The sequence below is a fragment of the Celerinatantimonas diazotrophica genome (assembly GCF_004339545.1).
GTDB lineage: Bacteria > Pseudomonadota > Gammaproteobacteria > Enterobacterales > Celerinatantimonadaceae > Celerinatantimonas > Celerinatantimonas diazotrophica.
Map to the genome: position 1 here is coordinate 297,257 of NZ_SMGD01000011.1, position 22,285 is coordinate 319,541.

Consider the following 22,285-nt stretch of genomic DNA (forward strand, 5'->3'; position numbering starts at 1 on the left):
CATAACCAGCCTTATTGCTCTGGTTCGTTTTCTTCGTGTACCAAAACCTTGCGCAGCAAATCGGCGAGTTGCCCTTGTTCTTGAGCGGTCAGTCTCGTGAGCATGTGGGTCATATTAGCGACGTGAGCATCTAACGCCGTATCGATCAATGCTTTCCCTTCTGCCGTCAAAATAACTTTACAGCTGCGTCGATCATGTTCACTTGAGAGACGCTGAACTGCCCCTTCTTTTACCAATTGCTCCAAACGCGTACTGACTGCGCCAGAAGAAAGCATCAATGTTTTATATAACTCTGTGGGTGTGATACCGGCCGGATTGCTGCGCCGGATCGTAGCTAAGATATCAAATTCGATTCGGCTCAATCCATGATCTTTAAAGACCCGATCCAATTTCGTTTCCCAAATCTTGCTGGTGCGCTGTAAACGACCAACCACGCCCATCACAGAACAATCCAGATCAGGCCGAGCCTGCTTCCATTGCTTAAGAATGGAATCGACACTATCTGCTGGCATTTTGTCTCCTTGGTAAAAATCTTTTTAAAAAGATACTTGATCATAAACAAAAAGCAAATTACTTTATAAAAAGTATCTTTTACGTGAAATACTTTTTTAGAAGATTTATTAAGGTGCAAATATGCAAGCATTTAATCAACTTAAGAACATCGGTTTAACCGCGATTGCTCCACTGGTATGGGGCAGCACTTATATTGTGACCACACAGCTACTGCCACCAGATAGCCCATTGCTTGCTGCCACTCTTCGTGCACTGCCAGCAGGTTTATTTTTAGTTCTGATTAGCAAAGCATTTCCGAGTCGAAAATGGTTACTACGGCTAGCATTACTTGGCTTTTTAAACATTGGGTTATTCTTCTACTGCCTATTTTTTGCGGCAACTTATTTACCGGGAGGAATTGCCGCGATCGTGATGTCGATGCAACCGGTTGTCGTGATCCTACTGAGCTGGAAATGGCTTAATTCTGAGCTCTCATCCAATCAGCTGCTTGCCTGTCTATTCGGGATCTCTGGGGTCATTTTATTGGTCACCAACAACACCGCTCAGATTAATTTAATAGGCGTATCGGTCGCCTCAGTCGGCACACTAAGTATGGCCTCTGGTGTGGTTCTGACTAAAAAATGGGGAAGACCCAACAATATGACACTACTGGGCTTTACTGGATGGCAGTTACTATTAGGCGGCACGATGCTACTTCCGGTAGCATTAGAAGTCGAAGGGTTACCAGAACATTTAAGTCTATCCAATTATATGGGCTACCTTTATTTGTGTATCATCGGGGCAATCGTCAGTTATTCCCTATGGTTTCGAGGGATAGAAAAACTCCCACCCATCACTATCTCATTTATTGGTTTTCTCAGTAGCGTATCAGCCTGTATATTGGGTTATATCGTGCTCGATCAAACCCTAACTTGGTTGCAACTATTAGGTGCACTCTTTATTTTTGTCGCTATCATTCAGGCCGCTCCTCGAGCACGCCGCCATCCACGCTAAGATGCTTCAATGATATTGGACAAACATTTTACCAATTGTAGAGCAACCCAAACGGTTAAAATATCCATATATCGTTGATATCCATCCCGATTGTTTCGATAAAGTGGAGCATGAAAATATGCATCAATAGATGTGGCCCATATTCCACTTGCAGCCAATCGGGTTCTACCCGCATTTTACGGACATATCGATAAAGAGGCATACTATTCTTAAGAGTTCGTTGGGCCGTGTGATATAGTCGATTTAGTTGCAACTATCTCAAATGGATGGATTTCCATCCTCATCAAGGATACGCGTAAAAGGGTATAATGATGCACTCCAAAGACGTTACATTAATGCCAGTTCACCCTGATGAGCGACTTGCCTTCAGAGACCAGTTAAAGTCGGCATTTACGGAGGCAGTGGTTAAAGAGTTTGGCTCGCAGCACGGCAAACCAATTCCTACTAATGAAGACATCTGGTCGACATTCCAAGTCAAAGACACCGCTATCTATCATATTTTCGCGGATGGCAAACCTGTCGGTGGTGCAGTTTTACTACTTGATAAAAAAAGGCAACATCATTCGCTCGAGTGGTTTTTTATTGACTCAGACCATCATAATCAAGGGCTAGGCGTTGCTGCCTGGCAAGCCATAGAGGCCGCCTACCCCGCCACAAAGATCTGGCGCACAGCAACCCCCTATTTTGAAAAGAGGAACATCCACTTCTATCTTAACAAGTGTGGTTTCAAGATCGTTGAATTTTACAATCGATATCACCCCGATACCACCTTTCCGACCGATCTTAGCAACTATGGCCCGACTGACCTGTATGAATATGAATTCTTCATGTTTGAGAAAGTGATGGATCGCTCTGAATAATCACTAAAGTCACTTGCTTACATTCCTGTGACATCTATCAGGCGGAACCGGAACGACCTTTGCTCCCTCATCAATGAACAGAGAGAGTGCTTAACACTTCAACCCTTTCTCTATTCAACAAATATCTTAGCCCTCTTCATTGGGCAGAAATCATAATTAATTCTATAGTTAGGTAAACAATGGATGTCATGGTTTAAAAATATATGATGAAAATCAGCTCGAAACTCTACCTTAGTATTAGCATTCTTATCTCTCTAGTGGTGGTTAACTATTGGATAAGTTACTCAGGCATCAGCAAATTAATTAATGCGATTGAGTTTGTGACTGGTCCAGCGTGGTCAACTGCTGACGGCGCCATGGAAGGAACTATTGGCTTACAAGGTCAATTAATCGAATTACAACGATTCGCGTCTGGTGAAATAACCAAATCTAAAACTTTAGAGTCATTAAGTGAACCCACCGCTTTAACCACTGAATCTTTCCAGCGGTTAAAGGAAGCGGGGTTAATTGAGCCCAGTAAAACCAAGCAGTTAGATGTTTACTTGGACAAATTTGAAAGTAGTAAAAATACTTTACTCAATGCCAGTGATAAAAATAGACATGAAGCTTTAAGTACACTACTCACTCATTTTGACGATATGCAACATTTTATCGGTGACCTAGAGGAATCCGGCGATGCAAAAGTTGAGAAAACAGCTGTCGAGCTGCAGAGCACGATAGCTAGCATAAAAAACTATTCTCTTCTGGTGTTAGGCGCAGCCATTTTAATTGCGATTGCGGTCGTGATAACTGTCAAAAAATTAGTGATCAAACCACTCCACTTAATGATTACCCGAATTGCTTCACTAGGCAGTTCAAGTGGTAATTTGAATACTAAGTTAGAAGTCAAAAGTAATGATGAAATTGGCATATTAGCAAGCCATATCAATCACTTTATCGATGTGGTTTTTAAAATCGTTAACACCGTTGATGAAACCATCCGAAACACAACTCGGCTTGCCGATTCCATCGGCGATAACCTCCATCAAATTGATGAACGAGCCCGCAGACAGAACCACGATACCAGTCAAGTAGCCACATCGATACAAGATATGAGCCGCTCATTAAGTGAAGTGGCAGAATCAACCAATCAGACACTCAATAGTGCAACCCAAGTACAAGAACGTTCAGCCACAGGGCAAAAAACGCTAGAAAGTACCGTCAAATCTCTGGATGAAGTCGTTAGTTCAATGACGCAAGCCTCAGGTGTGATCAGTACTCTGGAAGAAGATGGGCAAAATATTGGCTCAGTTTTGGAGGTGATTCGAAGTATTGCTGAACAAACCAATTTACTGGCGCTCAATGCTGCAATTGAAGCCGCACGAGCTGGGGAATCTGGACGTGGCTTTGCGGTTGTCGCAGATGAAGTTCGCAACCTGGCCAATCGTACCCATACTTCAACCATTGAGATTCAAACCGTTGTTGAACGCATTCAAAAAGGTTCAAGTAGTGCAGCTACTGCAATGAGAGACTCGCAAGAATTAACCAATAAAGTATCATCAGAGGCACAAAGTGCCATGGTATTATTCGATGAAATTATCGCTGCGATTAATGACTTTAGCCAATCGAACCAAGACATAACTGCGAAAACCAATGAGCAAAGCCAATTATCTCTCGATTTGAATCACCGAATTGATAATATCGCTAGCAATGCCAGCGAAAATGCAGATTTAACAAAAGCCTGTGTCGAAGTGAAAGAACAACTTTTAGTACAGGTGGGTACTTTAAAACAGCAAATTCAACGCTTTGGCGTATAAACTATTATCTTAGCTGCATAGCCAAAGCATAAAAATTTTCTTCATGTTGCACGATGGATGGGGAATGATTGTTTGATGTTTCACGATGCAATTGCAAGATTTTCCCATTTAAAACAGGATCTTGTATTGCTCAACTGACACCCATGGCAAGACATTGAGATGATGGATACCTTATATCCTTCAAGTCCCAAACTATGAATGTTCACCATGTAAACGCCAATGACAGGCACACTCGAGCCGAACATCTGCTCAATCAAATAGACTTCCCGGTCAAGTTGTGCCCTGACACGGGCGACGATCATAATAAAAATAATGCGGCAGTATAACCCATGCCATTCAAACCAAGACGAACCATTGCCCCCCAATGATTATTGATGTTTTGAGCGATCGGTTGAATAGCTCACGTGTTAAATAGCCGTTAGAAATGGACACAGTACGGATAAATTCAAAATAAGAGGATAAAACCGGAATATTTCAATCCTTAATGCTTGCAAGTCAATATTGCGGATCAACGAATGCAATTAACTTAAACAAATCTACCTAAGCACGAAATACCACCAGATTGAGCAGTAAAAATACCGCCATACTAACGACCGTTGTGAGCAACACATTCTTCGTTTTCCACGCCAAAAATCCAGCTAACAGAGCAGCCCAGATATACGGATTCGTTCGATCTAGCCACAACAGTTTGTCATGCGTAAATACAATCGGTGCCCAGATAGCTGTCAGCACTGCCGGTCCCGAATACCTCAATAGCCGCTGTAAGCTAGGCCTTAAGCGTACAGGCAATTTAGGTTCTAGAAAAAGATAACGGCTGAGGAAAACCAATGCAGCCATAGCCAGTATGGATAACATAATCATGACCGTTCCTCTTGCAGTCGTTCAGTCGCGTAACCTGCAATCATTGCACCAACACTCGCAATGATTAGCCCCCCATTCACATGGGCCACAGTTAGGCCTACAGACAGCACCATTGCGACCAAGACCGACACAACGACTGGTAAGCTCTTGATATTCGGCACGACGATGGCTATAAACGTCGCAGCAACCGCAAAATCTAGTCCGAATTCGTTCAACGCACTGATTTGACTCCCCACCACAATGCCAAATAACGTTGCGAAGTTCCAAACCAGATAGAAACTTAAACCAGCCCCGAGCGCGAACCATCGGTTAAATTGTTGTTCATTCCGGTGACTACATACAGCAAACAGTTCATCGGTTAACAAAAAACCGAGAATAAGTCGCCAACGGATGGGCAGCGGGCTTATTTTATCGCGCATCGACACGCTATAGAGAAAATGACGTGAGGTTATAAACAGCGTTGTGAGCAATAGTGTCATCAGCCCTGCTCCTGCTTTGATCATACCGATCGCAACTAATTGTGCTGAGCCAGCAAATAAAATCGCAGATAATCCCTGACTTTCAAATGGATTCAACCCAGCATCGATAGCGAATGAACCAGCGAGCACTCCCCAAGGCAAAACAGCCACACTCAACGGCAACATGGCAATGGTTCCTTGCCAGAGACAACGCAATTTAGATTCACTGAAAGAATACTTCGGAGAAATGGAACTATTCATAAAATCATCCTGACTTTGCACTCTGCATTATATACGACGGATGCGGTTTGCAGCCGAAATCGATTAAATCATAACATCCATCCCTGAGGCACATTCTTGTATAAAATTGCGATCTAAAATGATTTCCACCACTTCACGGAACACAAACTGGGGTGTTATTTCCGCCGCTTAGTAGGAATAGTCGATGCGCCATAGTCGTTTATTGCTTTCTCGTCCTTTCATTCCGCTTCATTATTTGATGGGCGTGTTGCTCATGAACGCATACGCCGAAGACCCACCAAACAATCACACTTACGAGCTGCTTATTTTTAAGTTGTCGCAAACAACATATAAAATAAGTTAAGGAAAGATAAAGCACATCAAAAAAGGGAAAATAAAGAGGGCAAGCAAAGCTATAAGCAATATATACCAAGGCGAAGACAGTGTGTCAGTGTCCCTGCAATCAGGGATCTAACCAAACGATTCATTCTCAAAAAGTTGCACTAACTCGTGAACCAGCCATGCGGCAGCCAGCAGATCAGCACTGCCGCCCGGACTTAAATGTTTAGCAATTAAATCTCGGTCAAACGCCATGAGTTCGCTCTCAAGATTAGGGTAACGATACCCACCTAATTTCAGTAAATAGCTCGCCCTATCCTGAACGAAACGCAACCCCTCAATGCCACCGCGATGAACTAAATTACTATCATCATTATTGGCCATAATCACCAACAAGGTGTGCCATAGCGCTTGCTCAGTAGCAACGCCTTCAATCAAACATTCACGATAGGCAGGAAGTGCATAATTCATTACCGTAGTTAATCCTGATGCAGCTTCACCACGAGCTCCCGTCAAACCATATTGCTGATACATTTGCTCACCAGCAGTTGCCGCTGCATGCTGCGTACAGCGTTTTAACTCGTCATAAACCAAGAACTGACAAGATTGACGAATCACCTCTTTGATATGCAATTCATCCACTTGAAGATGATTGCCTTGCAGCCAACCCACAGCTCCACAGATTAAGCCTAAATTAAAGATCATTCCCTTATGTGTATTTACCCCATGTGTCGCGCTGAACATCGCCTGCTCAGCTTCAACACCAATGGGACGTAATCCACTTAACAGCGCCGTCACAGGAAGATGAGCGTGAGCCGTTCCAGTATCAACAAACTGCGCAAAGTAAGGAACAATTGCATTGGCACTGACAACAAAGGTCGCCAATGTCATATCATCGTGAGAACCATTGTTGAGGGCATCAACCAGACCGGGTTTCGGGGTAAGATGAACTTCTAACATCATGGCATGGTAGGCCAAACGCGAGACAAGCTTGGGTAAGCTGAATGTCTGTGTACTTGGAGAAGAAGGAACGACCACCGTCGCCTCTTGGGGAAGATCGAATAATGAGTCAATCATAACATTCATAGTCATGAGTCATTTGCTCTATCTTCGCCAATAGCGTCGCTAAATCATGGCGACGTGAGCGAGCACACACTTTTGCGTCCTCGTCACAGATTAAACAGCGACGTTTTGCAATCTGTTCGTCTTCTCGAGAGATAATTTTTCCATCCACATCAATGACATCGAGATCCATTAGCCGTCCAAGAGGGTGGTCAGTCTCAATGGTCATCATGGCTTTTTTCAGCAGCTGAACAGACGGAGCTTGGATAACAATGAAAGCTTCTGGACCGGTATTCTCCATTACTTTTTGACAGTCAACAATCAGCCAACCTTGCTGTTGGCTCATCTTCTTGATTGCTTTGAGTCCAGCCTTCATGACAATCTGACTGGATGAATTCATTTTAACGGAACCGGGGATATTGACAGTAAATGAAACAAGAGGAAGAGAGTGGCATTTAAGCCACTCTTGTTGTTGTTTCACCCGAGTTTCTTTACGAGCAAGCATTTCATTTAAGCTTACCTCAGAACCGACTGAAAATGTCATGATACTTTTACCTGCTTAATCACATCAATGATAGAACCATCACGGTAATGCACGAAACCGACAGTACGCTTTTCAAACTCGAGTGGTTCAGGTTTGCCTGTTAGAAGTTCAGCGCGCTGTTGAAGTTCAGATATCTCAAACACGGGTAGACCCGCAGCAACAAAGCGCTCTTTCACCTCAGGGCGGTTAGGGTTTACCGCAATTCCTTGGTCAGTCACCAATACATCGATCGTTGAACCGGGAGTGACCACATTAGTGACTTTCTCAACGACGGTTGGAATACGGCCGCGAACGAGTGGCGCAACAATAATAGCAAGATTAGCAGCTGCTGCTGTATCACTATGACCACCTGATGCCCCACGAATCACACCGTCAGAACCAGTAATCACGTTAACGTTAAATTGAGTATCAATTTCTAACGCACTCAAGACCACCACATCGAGCCGATCCACAACGGCACCTTTTGATGATGGGTTTGCGTATTCGTTAGCTGAAATCTCAATATGGTGAGGGTTGCGAGATAGAGAATCTGCAGCCACTGAGTCAAAACATTGTACATCCATCAGATAATCGATCAAACCCTGTTCGTGCAAGTCTACCATCGTCGCGGTGATGCCACCTAACGCAAATGAAGCACGAATATTATCACGAATCATTTTATCTTTCAGGAAACGAGTGACCGCCAGAGACGCACCACCAGAACCCGTTTGCATTGAGAACCCGTTATAGAAATATCCCGAATTTTCGATGACGTCAGCACAGTATTTTGCAATCAGCAATTCGCGAGGATTCGTCGTCATGCGAGTCGCATCTCCCCCGATTTTGCTCGGATCCCCCACTTCATCAACTTTTACCACCGCATCCACATTATCTTGATGGATAGACGCAGGATAGGCTGGATACTCAACCAAAGATTCAGTAAGCATCACCACTTTGTCTGCGTACTCAGCATCTACTTTGGCATAGCCTAAAGAACCACAAATAGATTTGCCTTTAATACCGTTGGAATTACCAAACTCATCACAACAAGGGACGCCAATAAACGCCATATCGATGTGGATTTTTCCTGATTGGATGAGGTGGGCACGACCACCATGAGAATAGATATGTACCGGCTCGTCAAGCAGACCACGGGAAATTTCTTCGGCTAATTGTCCACGAATACCTGAGGTATAAATTTTCGATACCACACCGTTTTTGATGTGCTTCACCAAAGGAGAATGAACATCAGTTAATGAACTGGGAGCTAAGGTGAGGTTTTTAATACCTAACTCAGCAATCACATCCATCACCATGTTAATGGTTTTATCTCCGCCACGGAATGCGTGATGAAAAGAGATCGTCATCCCATCTTTTAAGCCCAATGCTTGGATCGCTTCAGGAAGCGATGCTTGCATTTTCCGACTTTTTTTATCAGCCTCATTGACTAAATGTGGCGTCAATTTCAACGCTTCAGTATAAGGAGTTAAAGAATAACGTTCCATCTCTTCAACAGTGAGGGGATTATTTAAAGTACTAACACTCATGACACTACCTTTACTGTTTGATACCAGATTCAGCACGTTGAAGTGTCCAGCGTGCACGTTCAATAATTGGACTATCGACCATTTTACCGTTTAGGGATGCTACCCCTAAGCCCTTTGCAGCCGCTTCTTCTGCGGCTTCGAGCACCGCATTTGCATAATGAACTTCTTTCTGGGTAGGCGAAAAAACATTGTGAACTAGGTCAATTTGGCGGGGATTAATCAGTGATTTACCATCAAAGCCCAATTGTTTGATCAGCTCAGCTTCTTGGATGAAGCCAGCTTCGTTATTGGCATCTGAATAAACCGTATCAAATGCCATGATGCTAGCGGAGCGAGCGGCTTGGAGAATTGAACAACGCGCAAATAACAACTCTATCCCTTCAGGCGAGCGTTGCGTTCTTAAATTGCGAACATAGTCCTCGGCGCCAAGAGCAATACCCATCAAACGTTTTGAGCTATGCGCGATATCCACACAATTATTGATCCCTTGGGCACTCTCAATAGCCGCCAATAACTGAGTACTACCGACTTCGCGACCACAAGCAGCCTCAATCTGTTCGATGGTTTTTTCCATTTCAATAACATCGTTTGCGGTGTCGGTTTTAGGCAGGCGAACACAATCGGCCCCACCCCGAACAACCGCATTCAAGTCTTTTAAACCAAACTCTGATTCCAAAGGATTCACACGAACAACGGTTTCAATGTCTTGGTACATTGGGTGTTGCAAAGCGTGGAAAACCAACATCCGGGCCGTATCTTTTTCACGTAGCGAAACAGAGTCTTCCAAGTCGAACATTAACGTATCTGGCTTATAGATAAACGTGTTGCTCAGCATGGCTGCATTAGCGCCGGGAACAAACAGCATACTGCGACGAAGTTTACTCATGACATAACACTCCAATCAATATCTTGTTCAGCACAAGCACGTAATACCGCGGCTTGCACGCGCGCTTTGATGACACAATCTAACGCCCCTTTGTCTTCAATAATGATCTTGGCATTGGCCACTTTCATGTTCGACAAAGTTGCCAATACAACTTGACGAATTTTCTTACCAAACTGCTGCTCGACGGGACTGTCTAGAGACAAGTCAATGCCGCCATTCACATTTGGTTCGATACGGACCTGAAGATCACTGGATTCCAGTGTTCCCGCAAAAGCGGGATGAGAAATTTTCATGGGTTCGACCTTGATGAATAGTTTGTAAAATATCACCAGCACTACATTCACAAGAGTATTAGCGCCTAAGCACAAACATAACTTGGTGCTTTTTCACTCTGAACACTGTAGTGCTGATTGATGTAGGAATACGTCGTTTGTGGTACAAGACTGCGCACCGCAGGAATATCTGCGCTACGCAGTAGGTCACGAACTCTTGACGCCGAGATAGGTGCATTCCCTTTCTGACACCGTTCAATCTCCACCACTTCTATTGCCGGCCCGCTGGCTTCTTTAAGATCTTTTTCCAGCCATTGATGCATAGCTTGGTTGTAATGTCGGGTCACCGGACAAAAGGGCTCACTACCTGCAAAACGGTGGGTTATTCCAAGCGCAGGAGCGATCGCGTTGCGGAAAATTTTTAGATCAAGCCCGGTCTGGGCATCGTTGATGACTTGTTGATCTTTAATGAAGTAAGTTGGGAACGTCGCTTTCGAAATAATGTAAGTAGATCCGATATGAATTGTCAGGTTTTTTAAATGATGAGTGCCAGAACAGATCATCGCTAAGCGACTCTCAAAGGAGAATTCATTCCCTTCTTCTTGAACAGCAAATAGATGAACCCAATCACACTGCTCACACGCTTGCTCAACTAAATATTGATGGCCCAGAGTAAATGGATTGGCATTCATCACAATGCTCCCAATACTCTGTCCTTGCACTTTTTTAGTCGCAAGCTCCCGACAATAGGTGCTAATCCGTTTAGGGCTGTTTTCCATTAACGCCACATTCGGCTCTACTGTTTCGACCAAGAAGAAGCCACATCGACGAAACATAGGCACATTGCAGGGTTTGGTAAACAGGAAAAGGTTAAATCGACCTAACTCATATGCCCAGTTGGTCAATTCGCTCATTAACGTCAGTGCAAACCCAGTTCCTTGCAATTCGGAGGAAATAGCAATGGACTTTAAAACATTACCGGCTATCCCCCCACAAGCAATAATGCTCATACCTTGCCGATAAGCGACAAGGAATCGATCTTCGTCTTTATCAATCTCTAAATGATGTAGAGACAAAAATTGCCTAACAGAGCGTATTTGTTTGCTCTGCTTGATGGATATTCTAGAAAAACTGTAACTCTGCCACATCACCATCACATACCTCACCTATCTCTTTACGGGAGCAATAGTGCGTGGTTTGAGCCATAAAAATATCGAGCTAAATCACTTTCTTACTCAGAGTAAAAGTACTTTATGATTTTAATGTCTTTAATTTGTAACTAACTGAAAAAAAAATAATTTTTTTAAAAATCATAAAATTCATTGAGTGTTTAAACTCCACTTTAATCAATGACTACTTTCACAAATATACAAAAATTAATCCCATACATTAATGGGGTGTCCTTAACCTGCTGGATAATAAAAATGAACGAAAAAACCCTACATATAAGTACAAATGCATCGACTTCAAGCGGATTGTCATTCACAAGCTTTAAAGTGTTTGGGATCCCTCTACCACTTTTTGCTGTATTGACAGCCATTATCGTCATTGCACACTTTACGAATACCCTTCCAAACAATATCGTCGGTGGCTTTGGTTTTATGTTTGTGGTGGGAGCTATATTTGGTGAAATAGGCAAACGACTACCTATTTTTAATAAATATATCGGTGGTGCACCGGTGATGATTTTCTTAGTTGCAGCTTGGTTCGTACAAATGGGTTGGTTGCATCAAAGTGAGGTCACAACCGTTAGCCTCGTCATGAAAAAAACCGGGTTTTTAAACCTTTTTATCGCCGTCTTAATCACCGGTTCTATTCTTGCGGTAAACCGTAAACTGCTGCTGCGCTCATTCGCTGGCTACATTCCAACCATCCTTGCAGCCGTGGCTGGTGCATCTTTACTGGGTGTACTAGGCGGTTTGGCTTTTGGGATTACCCCATCCAAAATGATGATGATGTATGTCCTACCCATCATGGGTGGCGGTAACGGCGCAGGGGCAATTCCCTTATCAGAAATTTATGCTTCTGTAACCGGTGGCTCAAAAGAACAGTATTACTCTGTTGCGATTGCGATTCTGACCATCGCAAACGTCATTGCGATTATCGCGGCAGCAGTTTTAAATGGTTTAGGTCAAAAATATCCGAGCATAACGGGTAATGGCGAATTAATTCGTAATTCAAAATTTGATGTTAAAGCAGAAGAAAAAAGTCTCAATGTCACACCACGCGATATTGCGATTGGCCTAATGCTCGCAGCTTGTATTTATACGCTCTCATATTCACTGTCAAAACATATATTGCCCGGCTTTGGTAATGTCAAAATCCATACCTTTGCCTATATGGTGATTATTGTTGCCATTATAAATGGGATTGGCTTATGTCCAGATGAAATAAAAGAAGGAGCAAAACGCTTATCTTCATTCTTCTCCAAACAACTTCTCTGGTTACTCATGGTCGGTGTTGGTATTGCTTATACGGACCTAGGAGCGGTAGTCAGTGCCATTACCTTCACGAATGTCATTCTAGCTGCACTTATCGTACTAGGTGCTATTGTCGGTGCATCTCTAGCAGGCTGGACGATGGGCTTCTATCCCGTGGAATCTTCAATTAGCGCGGGTTTGTGCATGGCGAACCGTGGAGGTTCAGGTGACTTAGAGGTACTGGCCGCTTCGAACCGTATGAACCTTTTATCTTACGCTCAAATGTCCTCTCGTCTGGGTGGCGGTATCGTACTGGTCATTGCAAGTGTGGTATTTGGGATGATGATGTAACCACTCCTCTGGCGCGCGATGCGCGCCTTTTCTCTCGCTGTCGGAAAAAATAGCTATGCAAGAAACATCGTTACTTATGCAGGGTATTAACCTGCTCACTCTCGGAATGGGATTTGTCTTCATCTTCCTTATCTTTTTGGTCTTTGCAACCACTGCAATGTCGAAGCTTATTATACGATATGCCCCCTCTTCAGAGCCCAAAGCAAAAACAAAAATTCAGTCTGCACCTGTATCTAATCCTATACCCAGCGACCAATTAATTGCCGTATTGGCTAGCGCGGTACATCACCACCGAGCGCAAAGACAAGCTAATTAAAATAATACAAAAATATCACAAAGGAGAATTTTTAGATGACTCAGGCAACCAAGCATATTGGTATCACTGACGTCGTATTACGCGATGCTCACCAATCTCTATTTGCAACTCGTCTTCGCATAGAAGATATGCTTCCTATAGCTCAGCAACTCGATGATATCGGCTACTGGTCACTCGAATGTTGGGGCGGTGCAACCTTTGACAGTTGTATTCGCTTCCTGGGCGAAGATCCATGGGAACGCCTCCGAGCATTGAAAAAAGCCTTGCCTAAAACACCACTACAAATGCTACTGCGTGGTCAAAACCTACTGGGTTACCGACACTATGCTGATGATGTAGTTGATACATTTGTTGAGCGTGCGGTGAAAAATGGGATGGATGTCTTTCGCATATTCGATGCGATGAATGACCCACGCAACATGCAACAAGCGATTCGAGCTGTAAAAAAACAAGGGGCTCATGCACAAGGCACATTGAGCTACACCACCAGCCCTGCGCACGATTTACAGACATGGGTCAACGTGGCGCAAGAGTTGGCTAAAGAGGGCGTTGATTCTATTGCAATTAAAGATATGTCGGGGATTTTAACACCTTATAAAGCAGCAGAATTAGTCTCCACATTGAAAAAACAAGTCGATGTTGAACTGCACCTACACTGTCACTCGACCACCGGCATGGCAGACATGACGTTACTTAAAGCGATAGAAGCTGGCGTTGACCGCATTGATACCGCGATATCAAGCATGAGTGGTACTTATGGCCACCCAGCAACCGAATCTTTAGTCGCAGCATTACAGAACTCTGGCTACGACACGGGATTAGATCTTCATCAACTGGAAAAAATCGCAGCTTACTTCCGAGAAGTACGCAAGAAATATCATCAATTTGAAGGCCAGATGAAAGGTTCTGACTCTCGCATTTTGATTGCGCAGGTTCCGGGCGGCATGCTCACCAATATGGAAGGTCAGTTAAAACAGCAAAATGCACTAGATAAACTGGATCAAGTATTAGAAGAGATCCCTCGCGTTCGTGAAGATCTAGGCTTTATTCCCTTGGTCACTCCAACCTCACAAATTGTTGGAACGCAATCAGTTATTAACGTGTTAATGGGTGAACGTTACAAAACCATCACCAAAGAAACAGCCGGCGTTTTAAAAGGCGAATATGGCCGAACTCCGGCACCTGTTAACACCGCTCTACAAGAACGTGTTCTTAATGGTAAGGAAGCCATCACTTGTCGTCCTGCCGATAAACTCGCACCGGAAATGGTTGAGTTACAGCAAAGTGTTGCCCAACAAGCCAAAGAAAAAGGCATTCAACTGAGCGAAAACACCATTGATGACGTATTAATGGTCGCTCTATTTGATCAGGTTGCATGGAAATTCCTCGCTAATCGTCACAACCCAGATGCATTTGAACCTACACCTCAAGCCAAAAATAAGGATGAAAAACCCGTGGCGAACGCTAAAGCTCCAACTGACAACGATGTTTATACCATTACGGTTAACAACCAAAGCTACGTGGTAAAAGTCACCGAAGGGGGTGATATTAGCCAAGTGTCAACGGCATCGCTCCCGGCAGCGGCTCCAACGCCAACGCCTGCAACATTAACGGCTGACCCAGGTGAAGCCATGAATGCGCCTCTTGCTGGTAACATCTGGAAAATTAACGCCAAACCAGGTGAAAAAGTCACTGAAGGTGATGTGCTGTTAATTCTTGAAGCGATGAAAATGGAAACCGAAATCCGCGCTCCTCACACCGGCACCATAAGTAGTATTGACGTGAACGAAGGCGACTCAGTTCAAGTCGGGGATTCTCTGCTGGTTTTAGCATAATTTAAGGTAAGGTAGTTACCACTATGATGGATAATATCATCGCAATGGTGAATGACTTTGGCTTCTTCCACCTGAATTGGGGACAAGCCATCATGATAGTGATCGGGCTTTTGTTGCTCTATCTTGCTATTGTGAAAAAATTCGAACCATTACTGCTCGTTCCAATTGGTTTTGGCGGCATTTTATCGAATCTGCCGGATGCAGGACTTGCTATGTCGGCCGTAGAAAATGCGCTGCATGCAGCCAAACCCGATGTCCTTGCCACATTTGCACAGGTACTCCATGTGGGGAGCGCGACTAGCGTCGCTGCACTCAAAGCTGCGATTCATTCAGCAACCCCTGCTCAGCTAGCTAATTTACATCTGTTGGCAGAGCAATTCTCTTACACAAACGGAATGTTATATCAGTTCTATAGTGTGATCATTGCATCTGGTGCAGGCCCATTAGTGATCTTTATGGGAGTCGGTGCCATGACTGACTTTGGCCCGTTATTGGCAAACCCCAAAACCTTACTGCTAGGAGCTGCGGCCCAATTCGGTATCTTTACCACTATTCTTGGGGCATTAGGTTTAAGCTCGTTAGGAGTGATGCACTTCAGTGTTCCTCAAGCGGCGGCTATCGGTATCATTGGTGGCGCTGACGGCCCAACAGCAATTTACGTATCCAGCTTGCTCTCCCCTGAACTACTCGGAGCGATTGCAGTTGCTGCATATTCATATATGGCGTTGGTCCCGATGATCCAACCCCCCATCATGCGCGCATTAACCACTAACGCCGAGCGTCAAATTCAAATGCGTCAGTTACGTCAAGTCCATAAATTGGAAAAAATCCTTTTTCCATTGATGTTATTGATTTTAATCGCGATGTTACTGCCTTCGGCAACACCATTACTAGGCATGTTCTGTTTCGGTAATTTGATGCGTGAATGTGGCGTAGTCGAGCGTTTATCAGATACTGCACAGAATGCATTGATCAATATCGTAACTATCTTCTTAGGCCTATCTGTCGGTTCTAAATTGATGGCCGATAAATTCTTGCAACCGCAAACCATCGGTATTTTGTGTTTAGGGATCATCGCTTTTTGTGTGGGTACTGCAGCTGGTGTCTTAATGGCCAAGTTGCTAAACCGCTTTAGTAAAGATCCGATCAACCCATTGATTGGCTCTGCCGGCGTTTCTGCTGTCCCGATGGCCGCTCGCGTATCCAACAAAATTGGTCTTGAAGCAAACCCTCAAAACTTCTTATTGATGCATGCAATGGGCCCTAACGTAGCTGGTGTAATCGGCTCTGCTGTTGCTGCCGGGGTTATGATCAAATACGTATTAGGTTGATCTACACCATATTTTTTTGAAAATTTTAATATATTTGACTGGGGTATAGACTCCAGTCAAATTTTATATTTTATAACCACCGCATACTCTCGTCATGGCGATCAAACTTTTATCTTCTTTACAGACATATATCTTTCAGAAGCTTTCTTTCCAGCGAAGGGTATTTTTTTTACTTCTTGCGGTTGTTGCAGCTCAGCTATTGTTGGTAGCGATATTCTTCCACCATTCATTGAGTAGCAGCCTTGAGTATCAGATCAAAACCAAAGCACTGATTCAAGCGCAAGAGATTGCTAGTGACCCAGACTTCATTACATTACTTAAAGAGAAAAATATCCCTAAAATTCAGAAAGATGTGGCCAGGCTCCAGAAAATAACTGATGCTGATTTTATTGTTGTTGGCAATCAAAAAGGGATTCGTCTCGCTCACCCTGAAAAATATAAAATTGGGTTACCAATGGTAGGCGGCGATAATATTAAAGCACTCAAATATGGTACCAGTTATACCACCATAAAGAAGGGTAGTTTAGGTCTTTCGATTCGTGGAAAAGCAGGCATTAAATTGCCAAACGGAAAGATCATTGGCGTAGTTTCGGTTGGATATTTACTGGATAGCGTAAGCTACTGGTTACTGTTCTATTCCTACCCCGTCATCTTTGCTCTTATCGTACTGATGATCTTTTCTTCGCTTGGGGCATGGTTACTTACTCACCATATTAAGCAGCAAATGTTTGATATGGAACCAGAAGAAATTGCCATGAGCTTGCATCTGCAAAAATCAATCTTACAAAGTATTTATGAAGGAACCATCGCTGTGAGTCGACAAGGTGAGATTCTTTCGGTCAATACCAAGGCTCTCAATACATTGGGGATCCCCCACCCACCGGAATTTCTAATTGGTCAACCGATTGAAGAGTATGTCACACCTTGTGAGTTTTTCCTGGGTGCCAATGCCTTCGGTAAGTATGAATCAAAAACCGAAGAACTCATGCAAGATGAATTGATCACCTGTAATGGTGAAACATTAGTTGCCAACCGCGTTAATATCGAAGATGGTGATGCACATATCGGTTGGGTCGTCAGTTTTAGAGAGCGCAATGATTTCAATGCGCTCACGTCGCAAATTTCACAGATCCGCCAACACAATGAAAATTTAAGAGTGATGAGCCACGAGTTTGCGAATCGGCTTTCAGTGATTGGGGGATTAATTCAGATTGGTGCCTACGACCAAGCAATTAGCACCATTCGTCAAGAAGCCCAGCAACAGCAAAAATTGGTCGACTTTATCGCCAAAACTTTTCAATCCAAGGTGATTGCGGGACTGTTACTTGGAAAATATACCCGGGCTAAAGAGCTCGGACTCAATTTAGAATTTGACCCAACCTGCCAGTTAGAGCAGGAACCGACGTGTATGACGTCAAATGAATTAGCCGCTATTTTAGGTAACTTATTGGATAATGCATTTGAAGCAACACTCAAAAACCCACGCAGTAATAAGGTGATTACTTTACTATTAACTTCTTCTGGGGAAGAACTTGTGATAGAAGTGGCTGACAATGGCACTGGTATTGCCCACGATATTTCTGAAACTCTTTTCTCCAAAGGCGTCTCCAGTAAAAATCAACCCGGTCACGGCATTGGATTGTATTTAGTCCACCAATACGTGACCCAAGCGGAAGGGACCATATTGCTCGATGAAGCAGAGCCTCAAGGAACAATATTTTCAATTTTTATACCCAATAAAAGCTGAATATGAGAGCTGAATATGATGGAACAAATTGATGTACTGATCATTGAAGATGAGCCCAATATCGCTGAAATACATAACTTTTATCTACAGCGTATGAATCGATTCAGGCCAGTTGGTGTCGCTAAGACCGTGGCTGATGCTCGTAACATGATTCGAATTCTTAAACCTAAGCTGATTTTGCTTGATAACTTTCTACCCGATGGCAAAGGGATTGAATTATTAAAAGAGCTAACATCAGTTACCCACCCTGCGGATGTAATATTCATTACCGCAGCATCCGATATGGATACCGTACGTGAAGCTGTGCGTTGTGGGGTATTTGATTACTTGCTTAAACCCATTGCTTATGACCGATTGGAAGACTCACTAGAGCGCTATTTGAAATATATCAGCTCACTCAAAGCTAATGATAATGTGAACCAGCGTCATGTAGATGAGCTCTTTAACTTTCAGGCTAAAACTCAGCACCTCGAAGCCCTGCCCAAAGGCATCGATGAGTTAACGCTAGAAAAACTTAAAGAGATTTATTTTCAGCATGATCAAGCGTATACCGCAGAATCATTAGGCAAAGCCATCGGCATCAGTAAAACTACTGCTCGTCGCTACTTAGAGTATTGCGTGAACAGTGGTTTTCTTGAAGCGCAAATAGTGCATGGGAAAGTGGGACGCCCCGAGCGTGTATACCAGAAAAAACGTTAAATATCGTTTTTTCTGGTACGCAATGACCAATAACACTAGTTCTTTACCTGAAGTAACAGAGAGGGATTGCAGTTAAAATTGCTTAAATAATGGTATTACCACCATGAGGCCGATTCTTCTATAAAATTGCTCAGAATAATTTTTGCGATTTAATGTTGAATGTATTGCTTAGGCGTGATTCCCATCGCTTTTTTAAAATGGCGATGGAAATGGCTTTGATCGTGAAAACCACAATCCTGTGCGGTATCCGAAATGGAACGCCCCGCTTTAAGTAGCTTACGGGCATAACGCAGTCGGGTCTGGATTTGGTACGCATGGGGCGGATAACCAAACTGCTTTTGAAATGCTCGAACCAGGTGAAATGGACTGATGTTCGCCAATTTAGCCAGCTCTTCCAGCGACACATCGGCCTGCGGATAATCATCGAGAAACTCTTTCACCCGCATTAATTGTTGCTGAGATTTAGATGTTTCAACAAGCTTAGGCGGTGTTTTACCATAACGCAGCATTAACTTCACTAAACTGGCGTACACGAGCGTTTCTCTTAGCATACGGTTTTCCGATTGCGCTAACGTATTAAAAACCAAACGAAATTGATTGGCCAGTTCCGGATCATACACCACAGCATTAGGGAAATAAGGCGCTCCATAACTGGCATTGCCTAATTCTTGGTTAATAGCCTGAAACTGTTCGGGTAATGGGTACATCGCTTTATAAGCCCAGCCACCTTCTACCGCTGAATGACCAGTATGCATCTCATCGGCATTCACCAGAATAATTGCGTCTTGTGGGGCAACATGATTACTTCCCGTTCGGTAGAAACACTGAGCACCGCGTTCAATGACACCGATCGTATAACCTTCATGACTGTGGCGAGAAAAGTTCTGCCGCTCATACTGGGCATCCAGCAGTTCTATGCCGCCAAGTTCATCTGCTACCTGAAACCTCGCTCTTTCTTTTGATTTTAAGGCACTTTGTTGGTCCATAATCCACTCTTAGCACAATGAATTTTCAATTTACTGCAAACTGTCCTTGGTGTTTTGTACAAAATTGCTCATCCCTGAATTTAACTTCAAAGTGTGACACGCTCAACTATCAAACACCTGTTGCCATTTCTTTGAAAATAACAGCTGGCGGCTTGAACGTTAAACACTTTTTGGACAGTGATTCATCCTTGATTGAGCAAAATGAGTGTTACCAATCGTGACTGCTCTCTCCAGCCCGTCGTTTTTCAGAGATTGTATCAACAGGCCATTTGCGTTGTGATTGCTGCCTCGTTCCCAAAAGCAATATACTTGAGGCAAGAGTGGCGGCTAGTTCGGTTTCTTTTCAACTTACGATATATCGGTGACACTTCCCTTTTAGCCATTTCAGAGACTGCAATTGCCAATTTCCAAAGGCTGAAATCGGGTTTATCCCCTACCGTTTTATCCAATAGGATTTATGACTTCGTTCAACCAACATGCTCAACACGTTGCTCTGTTATTTTCCAAGAACTCAGTATTCTCCAGCCTTTATCAGGTATCTACGGGACTAAGGTACTCTTCAATCGATATGCTATAAAAATTGTTGAATCAACTTAATAACCGACAAAATAAAAACAGAGTCTCTTAATGGCCTGATCCACAATTAAGTATTTCTTTGCAGAATACTGACCCACAAGTTTACCCACGTTTGACCTTGCTACAAAAGGTCTAAAGATTCTGTCTAAATAGAACCACTACGCAGCGGCGAAACTAACTCATTGCGATACTGCATCATCCAGTGAGCGAGTGAATCCAACGTTGGTTTTAACGTTATGCCTAAATCGGTTATGCGGTATTCAACTCGCGGTGGCATCTCTGGGTAGACAGTTCGACTGACAAGACCAATCTTTTCAAATGCACGTAATTGTTTTGTAAGTTCCTTCTGAGTAATTGCGCCTATCGCTCTTTGTAGCTAGCCAAAACGGATCACATCATTCGTGACAATCAATCGGTATAAAATCGGGATTGCCCATTTACCTGAAGCAATATTTATAAATAGGTTCAGAACTGCTCATAGATGGCGGAATCAGAACCCTATAAACCTGTACTATTTTGCAACAATAGCCAATAGAAATGAGTATGATGTAACATGCTAAAAAATATCAAGAATGACAATATATGGCAGTGAGGGAGAACAGCCTGACTTTATCACTGACTAGCGCTCAGGGTTTTACAATCGACGGAAATAACACAATTTTTACCTTGTTTTTTAGCTTGATATAAAAAATGGTCGGCAAGATCTATCGCTTGATTCAAATTATCATAATCACAAGGTTTTAATTCAACCAGTCCAATACTCACACTTAACTCGGGAATGTCATCCACTTGCTCACTATCAATAACCGCGGAGCTTAATCGTTGCCTTATCTGTTCAACAAGCAAACGGGTTTCAGAAAATGGCCGGGTTGTATATAGAATGAATTCTTCACCGCCGTATCGCGCAAAAACGATTTCATTACTCGCAGGCAGGATCGATTTAATAACCACCCCAATATGGCGTAAACAGTCATCCCCAAATATATGACCATAATTATCATTAATCGACTTAAAATCATCCACATCTAACATGGCAATACAAAATTTTTTCGAAAGATGGCAAATCTGATCCCAAACTGAATTAGCATGCCGGTCAAAAGCAGCTCGGGTAAGCGCCCCTGTCAAAAAGTCGGTATTCGCCAGCCGTTTAACTTCGTCTTCGGCAAGCTTACGCCGAGTGATATTGTGGTGAGAAATCACTAAATAACATCGTTTAGCAAAATACATACGTTTTAATGAAACAATAAACCATAGTTTCTCTTCTGGGCTATGACATGGATATTCACATTCAAAATACTCCACCTTCCCCGCTAGCATTTGCTCTATACCTTCAATAATCCGTTTTGAAACAAGATCCTCTTGAGGGGCGTCATGACAAGCGTCTAAATAATTTACCCCTATCCAGTGTGAGCGCTCTAGTACGAGTTCATTATCACACCCAAACTGTATCCATGATGCATTGACGTACACAATATCCCCTGACGCATTGATAATACAAATGTTATCAGATAACGTGTCAAAAGCTGCATTTAAGAAGTCGTAGTCAACAATATCCATAAAACATATAAACCAAAATTGATGTAAATAATGATCACTATTATTTTATTTGTGATCAGGTTTTATTAAACATTTAGATTAATTAACGGGTTATTTTATACGGTCTAATTGCCAACT

The 22,285-nt window shown here is 43.2% G+C and carries 20 protein-coding genes and 1 pseudogene; 9 read left to right on the forward strand and 12 right to left on the reverse strand.

Annotated elements, in window-relative coordinates:
* Positions 1-11 precede the first annotated feature (11 nt).
* Complete coding sequence (locus EV690_RS04505) at positions 12-512, reverse strand: MarR family winged helix-turn-helix transcriptional regulator (protein ID WP_131911731.1); 501 nt, start codon at positions 510-512, stop codon at positions 12-14.
* 121 nt (positions 513-633) lie between these two features.
* Between EV690_RS04505 and EV690_RS04510 the strand changes: the two genes are divergently transcribed.
* The 3 genes from EV690_RS04510 to EV690_RS04520 all read left to right on the forward strand — a co-directional run bounded on the left by EV690_RS04510 (position 634) and on the right by EV690_RS04520 (position 4,162).
* A complete protein-coding gene (locus tag EV690_RS04510; protein WP_131911732.1) occupies positions 634-1,506 on the forward strand; it encodes an EamA family transporter in 873 nt (290 codons plus the stop codon).
* Between the two features lie 308 nt (positions 1,507-1,814).
* Entirely contained in the window at positions 1,815-2,366 is a 552-nt protein-coding gene (locus EV690_RS04515) for a GNAT family N-acetyltransferase (RefSeq protein ID WP_224054894.1), read from the forward strand.
* A gap of 203 nt (positions 2,367-2,569) precedes the next feature.
* Entirely contained in the window at positions 2,570-4,162 is a 1,593-nt protein-coding gene (locus EV690_RS04520; RefSeq protein ID WP_131911733.1) for a methyl-accepting chemotaxis protein, read from the forward strand.
* A gap of 540 nt (positions 4,163-4,702) precedes the next feature.
* Here the strand turns inward: EV690_RS04520 and EV690_RS04525 are convergent.
* From EV690_RS04525 to citC, 8 genes are all read right to left on the reverse strand, one after another.
* A complete protein-coding gene (locus EV690_RS04525; RefSeq protein WP_131911734.1) occupies positions 4,703-5,023 on the reverse strand; it encodes an AzlD domain-containing protein in 321 nt (106 codons plus the stop codon).
* On the reverse strand, positions 5,020-5,742 hold the full coding sequence (locus EV690_RS04530; protein ID WP_207907506.1) for an AzlC family ABC transporter permease: 723 nt from the start codon (positions 5,740-5,742) through the stop codon (positions 5,020-5,022). The genes EV690_RS04525 and EV690_RS04530 overlap by 4 nt, the downstream gene beginning before the upstream one ends.
* Before the next feature lie 450 nt (positions 5,743-6,192).
* Complete coding sequence (gene citG / locus EV690_RS04535; protein WP_131911735.1) at positions 6,193-7,152, reverse strand: triphosphoribosyl-dephospho-CoA synthase CitG; 960 nt, start codon at positions 7,150-7,152, stop codon at positions 6,193-6,195.
* Complete coding sequence (gene citX / locus EV690_RS04540; RefSeq protein WP_131911736.1) at positions 7,130-7,666, reverse strand: citrate lyase holo-[acyl-carrier protein] synthase; 537 nt, start codon at positions 7,664-7,666, stop codon at positions 7,130-7,132. The genes citG and citX overlap by 23 nt, the downstream gene beginning before the upstream one ends.
* The gene (citF, locus tag EV690_RS04545; protein WP_131911737.1) at positions 7,663-9,192 is read right to left on the reverse strand and encodes a citrate lyase subunit alpha; all 1,530 of its coding nucleotides are present in this window, start codon (positions 9,190-9,192) and stop codon (positions 7,663-7,665) included. Before citF ends, citX begins: the two co-directional genes overlap by 4 nt.
* Positions 9,193-9,202: 10 nt before the next feature.
* Positions 9,203-10,078, reverse strand: a complete 876-nt coding sequence (gene citE / locus EV690_RS04550) for a citrate (pro-3S)-lyase subunit beta (protein ID WP_165872658.1) — start codon at positions 10,076-10,078, stop codon at positions 9,203-9,205.
* Positions 10,075-10,371, reverse strand: a complete 297-nt coding sequence (citD, locus tag EV690_RS04555; protein WP_131911739.1) for a citrate lyase acyl carrier protein — start codon at positions 10,369-10,371, stop codon at positions 10,075-10,077. Before citD ends, citE begins: the two co-directional genes overlap by 4 nt.
* 65 nt (positions 10,372-10,436) lie before the next feature.
* Positions 10,437-11,498: a [citrate (pro-3S)-lyase] ligase gene (gene citC / locus EV690_RS04560; protein ID WP_131912142.1), complete on the reverse strand. Its 1,062-nt coding sequence runs from the start codon at positions 11,496-11,498 to the stop codon at positions 10,437-10,439.
* A 276-nt stretch (positions 11,499-11,774) separates the two neighbouring features.
* Here citC and citS point away from each other — a divergent pair, with 276 nt between their 5' ends.
* The 6 genes from citS (at position 11,775) to EV690_RS04590 (ending at position 19,049) form a co-directional block, all read left to right on the forward strand.
* Complete coding sequence (gene citS, locus EV690_RS04565; protein ID WP_131911740.1) at positions 11,775-13,121, forward strand: citrate/sodium symporter CitS; 1,347 nt, start codon at positions 11,775-11,777, stop codon at positions 13,119-13,121.
* A 55-nt stretch (positions 13,122-13,176) separates the two neighbouring features.
* On the forward strand, positions 13,177-13,437 hold the full coding sequence (locus tag EV690_RS04570; protein WP_131911741.1) for an OadG family protein: 261 nt from the start codon (positions 13,177-13,179) through the stop codon (positions 13,435-13,437).
* A gap of 35 nt (positions 13,438-13,472) precedes the next feature.
* Entirely contained in the window at positions 13,473-15,272 is a 1,800-nt protein-coding gene (gene oadA, locus EV690_RS04575; protein WP_131911742.1) for a sodium-extruding oxaloacetate decarboxylase subunit alpha, read from the forward strand.
* A 26-nt stretch (positions 15,273-15,298) separates the two neighbouring features.
* Positions 15,299-16,603, forward strand: coding sequence for a sodium ion-translocating decarboxylase subunit beta (locus EV690_RS04580; protein WP_131912144.1), 1,305 nt, complete (start codon positions 15,299-15,301; stop codon positions 16,601-16,603).
* Positions 16,604-16,697: 94 nt separating this feature from the next.
* Positions 16,698-18,350, forward strand: a complete 1,653-nt coding sequence (locus EV690_RS04585; RefSeq protein ID WP_131911743.1) for an ATP-binding protein — start codon at positions 16,698-16,700, stop codon at positions 18,348-18,350.
* A 15-nt stretch (positions 18,351-18,365) separates the two neighbouring features.
* A complete protein-coding gene (locus EV690_RS04590) occupies positions 18,366-19,049 on the forward strand; it encodes a response regulator (RefSeq protein ID WP_131911744.1) in 684 nt (227 codons plus the stop codon).
* A 149-nt stretch (positions 19,050-19,198) separates the two neighbouring features.
* Here EV690_RS04590 and EV690_RS04595 read toward each other — a convergent pair whose 3' ends face one another.
* From EV690_RS04595 to EV690_RS04605, 3 genes and pseudogenes are all read right to left on the reverse strand, one after another.
* Positions 19,199-20,035, reverse strand: coding sequence for an AraC family transcriptional regulator (locus EV690_RS04595; RefSeq protein WP_131911745.1), 837 nt, complete (start codon positions 20,033-20,035; stop codon positions 19,199-19,201).
* A 721-nt stretch (positions 20,036-20,756) separates the two neighbouring features.
* Positions 20,757-21,080 (reverse strand): annotated as a pseudogene (locus EV690_RS04600) (winged helix-turn-helix transcriptional regulator).
* 143 nt (positions 21,081-21,223) lie between these two features.
* Positions 21,224-22,168, reverse strand: a complete 945-nt coding sequence (locus tag EV690_RS04605; RefSeq protein WP_131911746.1) for a sensor domain-containing diguanylate cyclase — start codon at positions 22,166-22,168, stop codon at positions 21,224-21,226.
* Positions 22,169-22,285 lie beyond the last annotated feature (117 nt).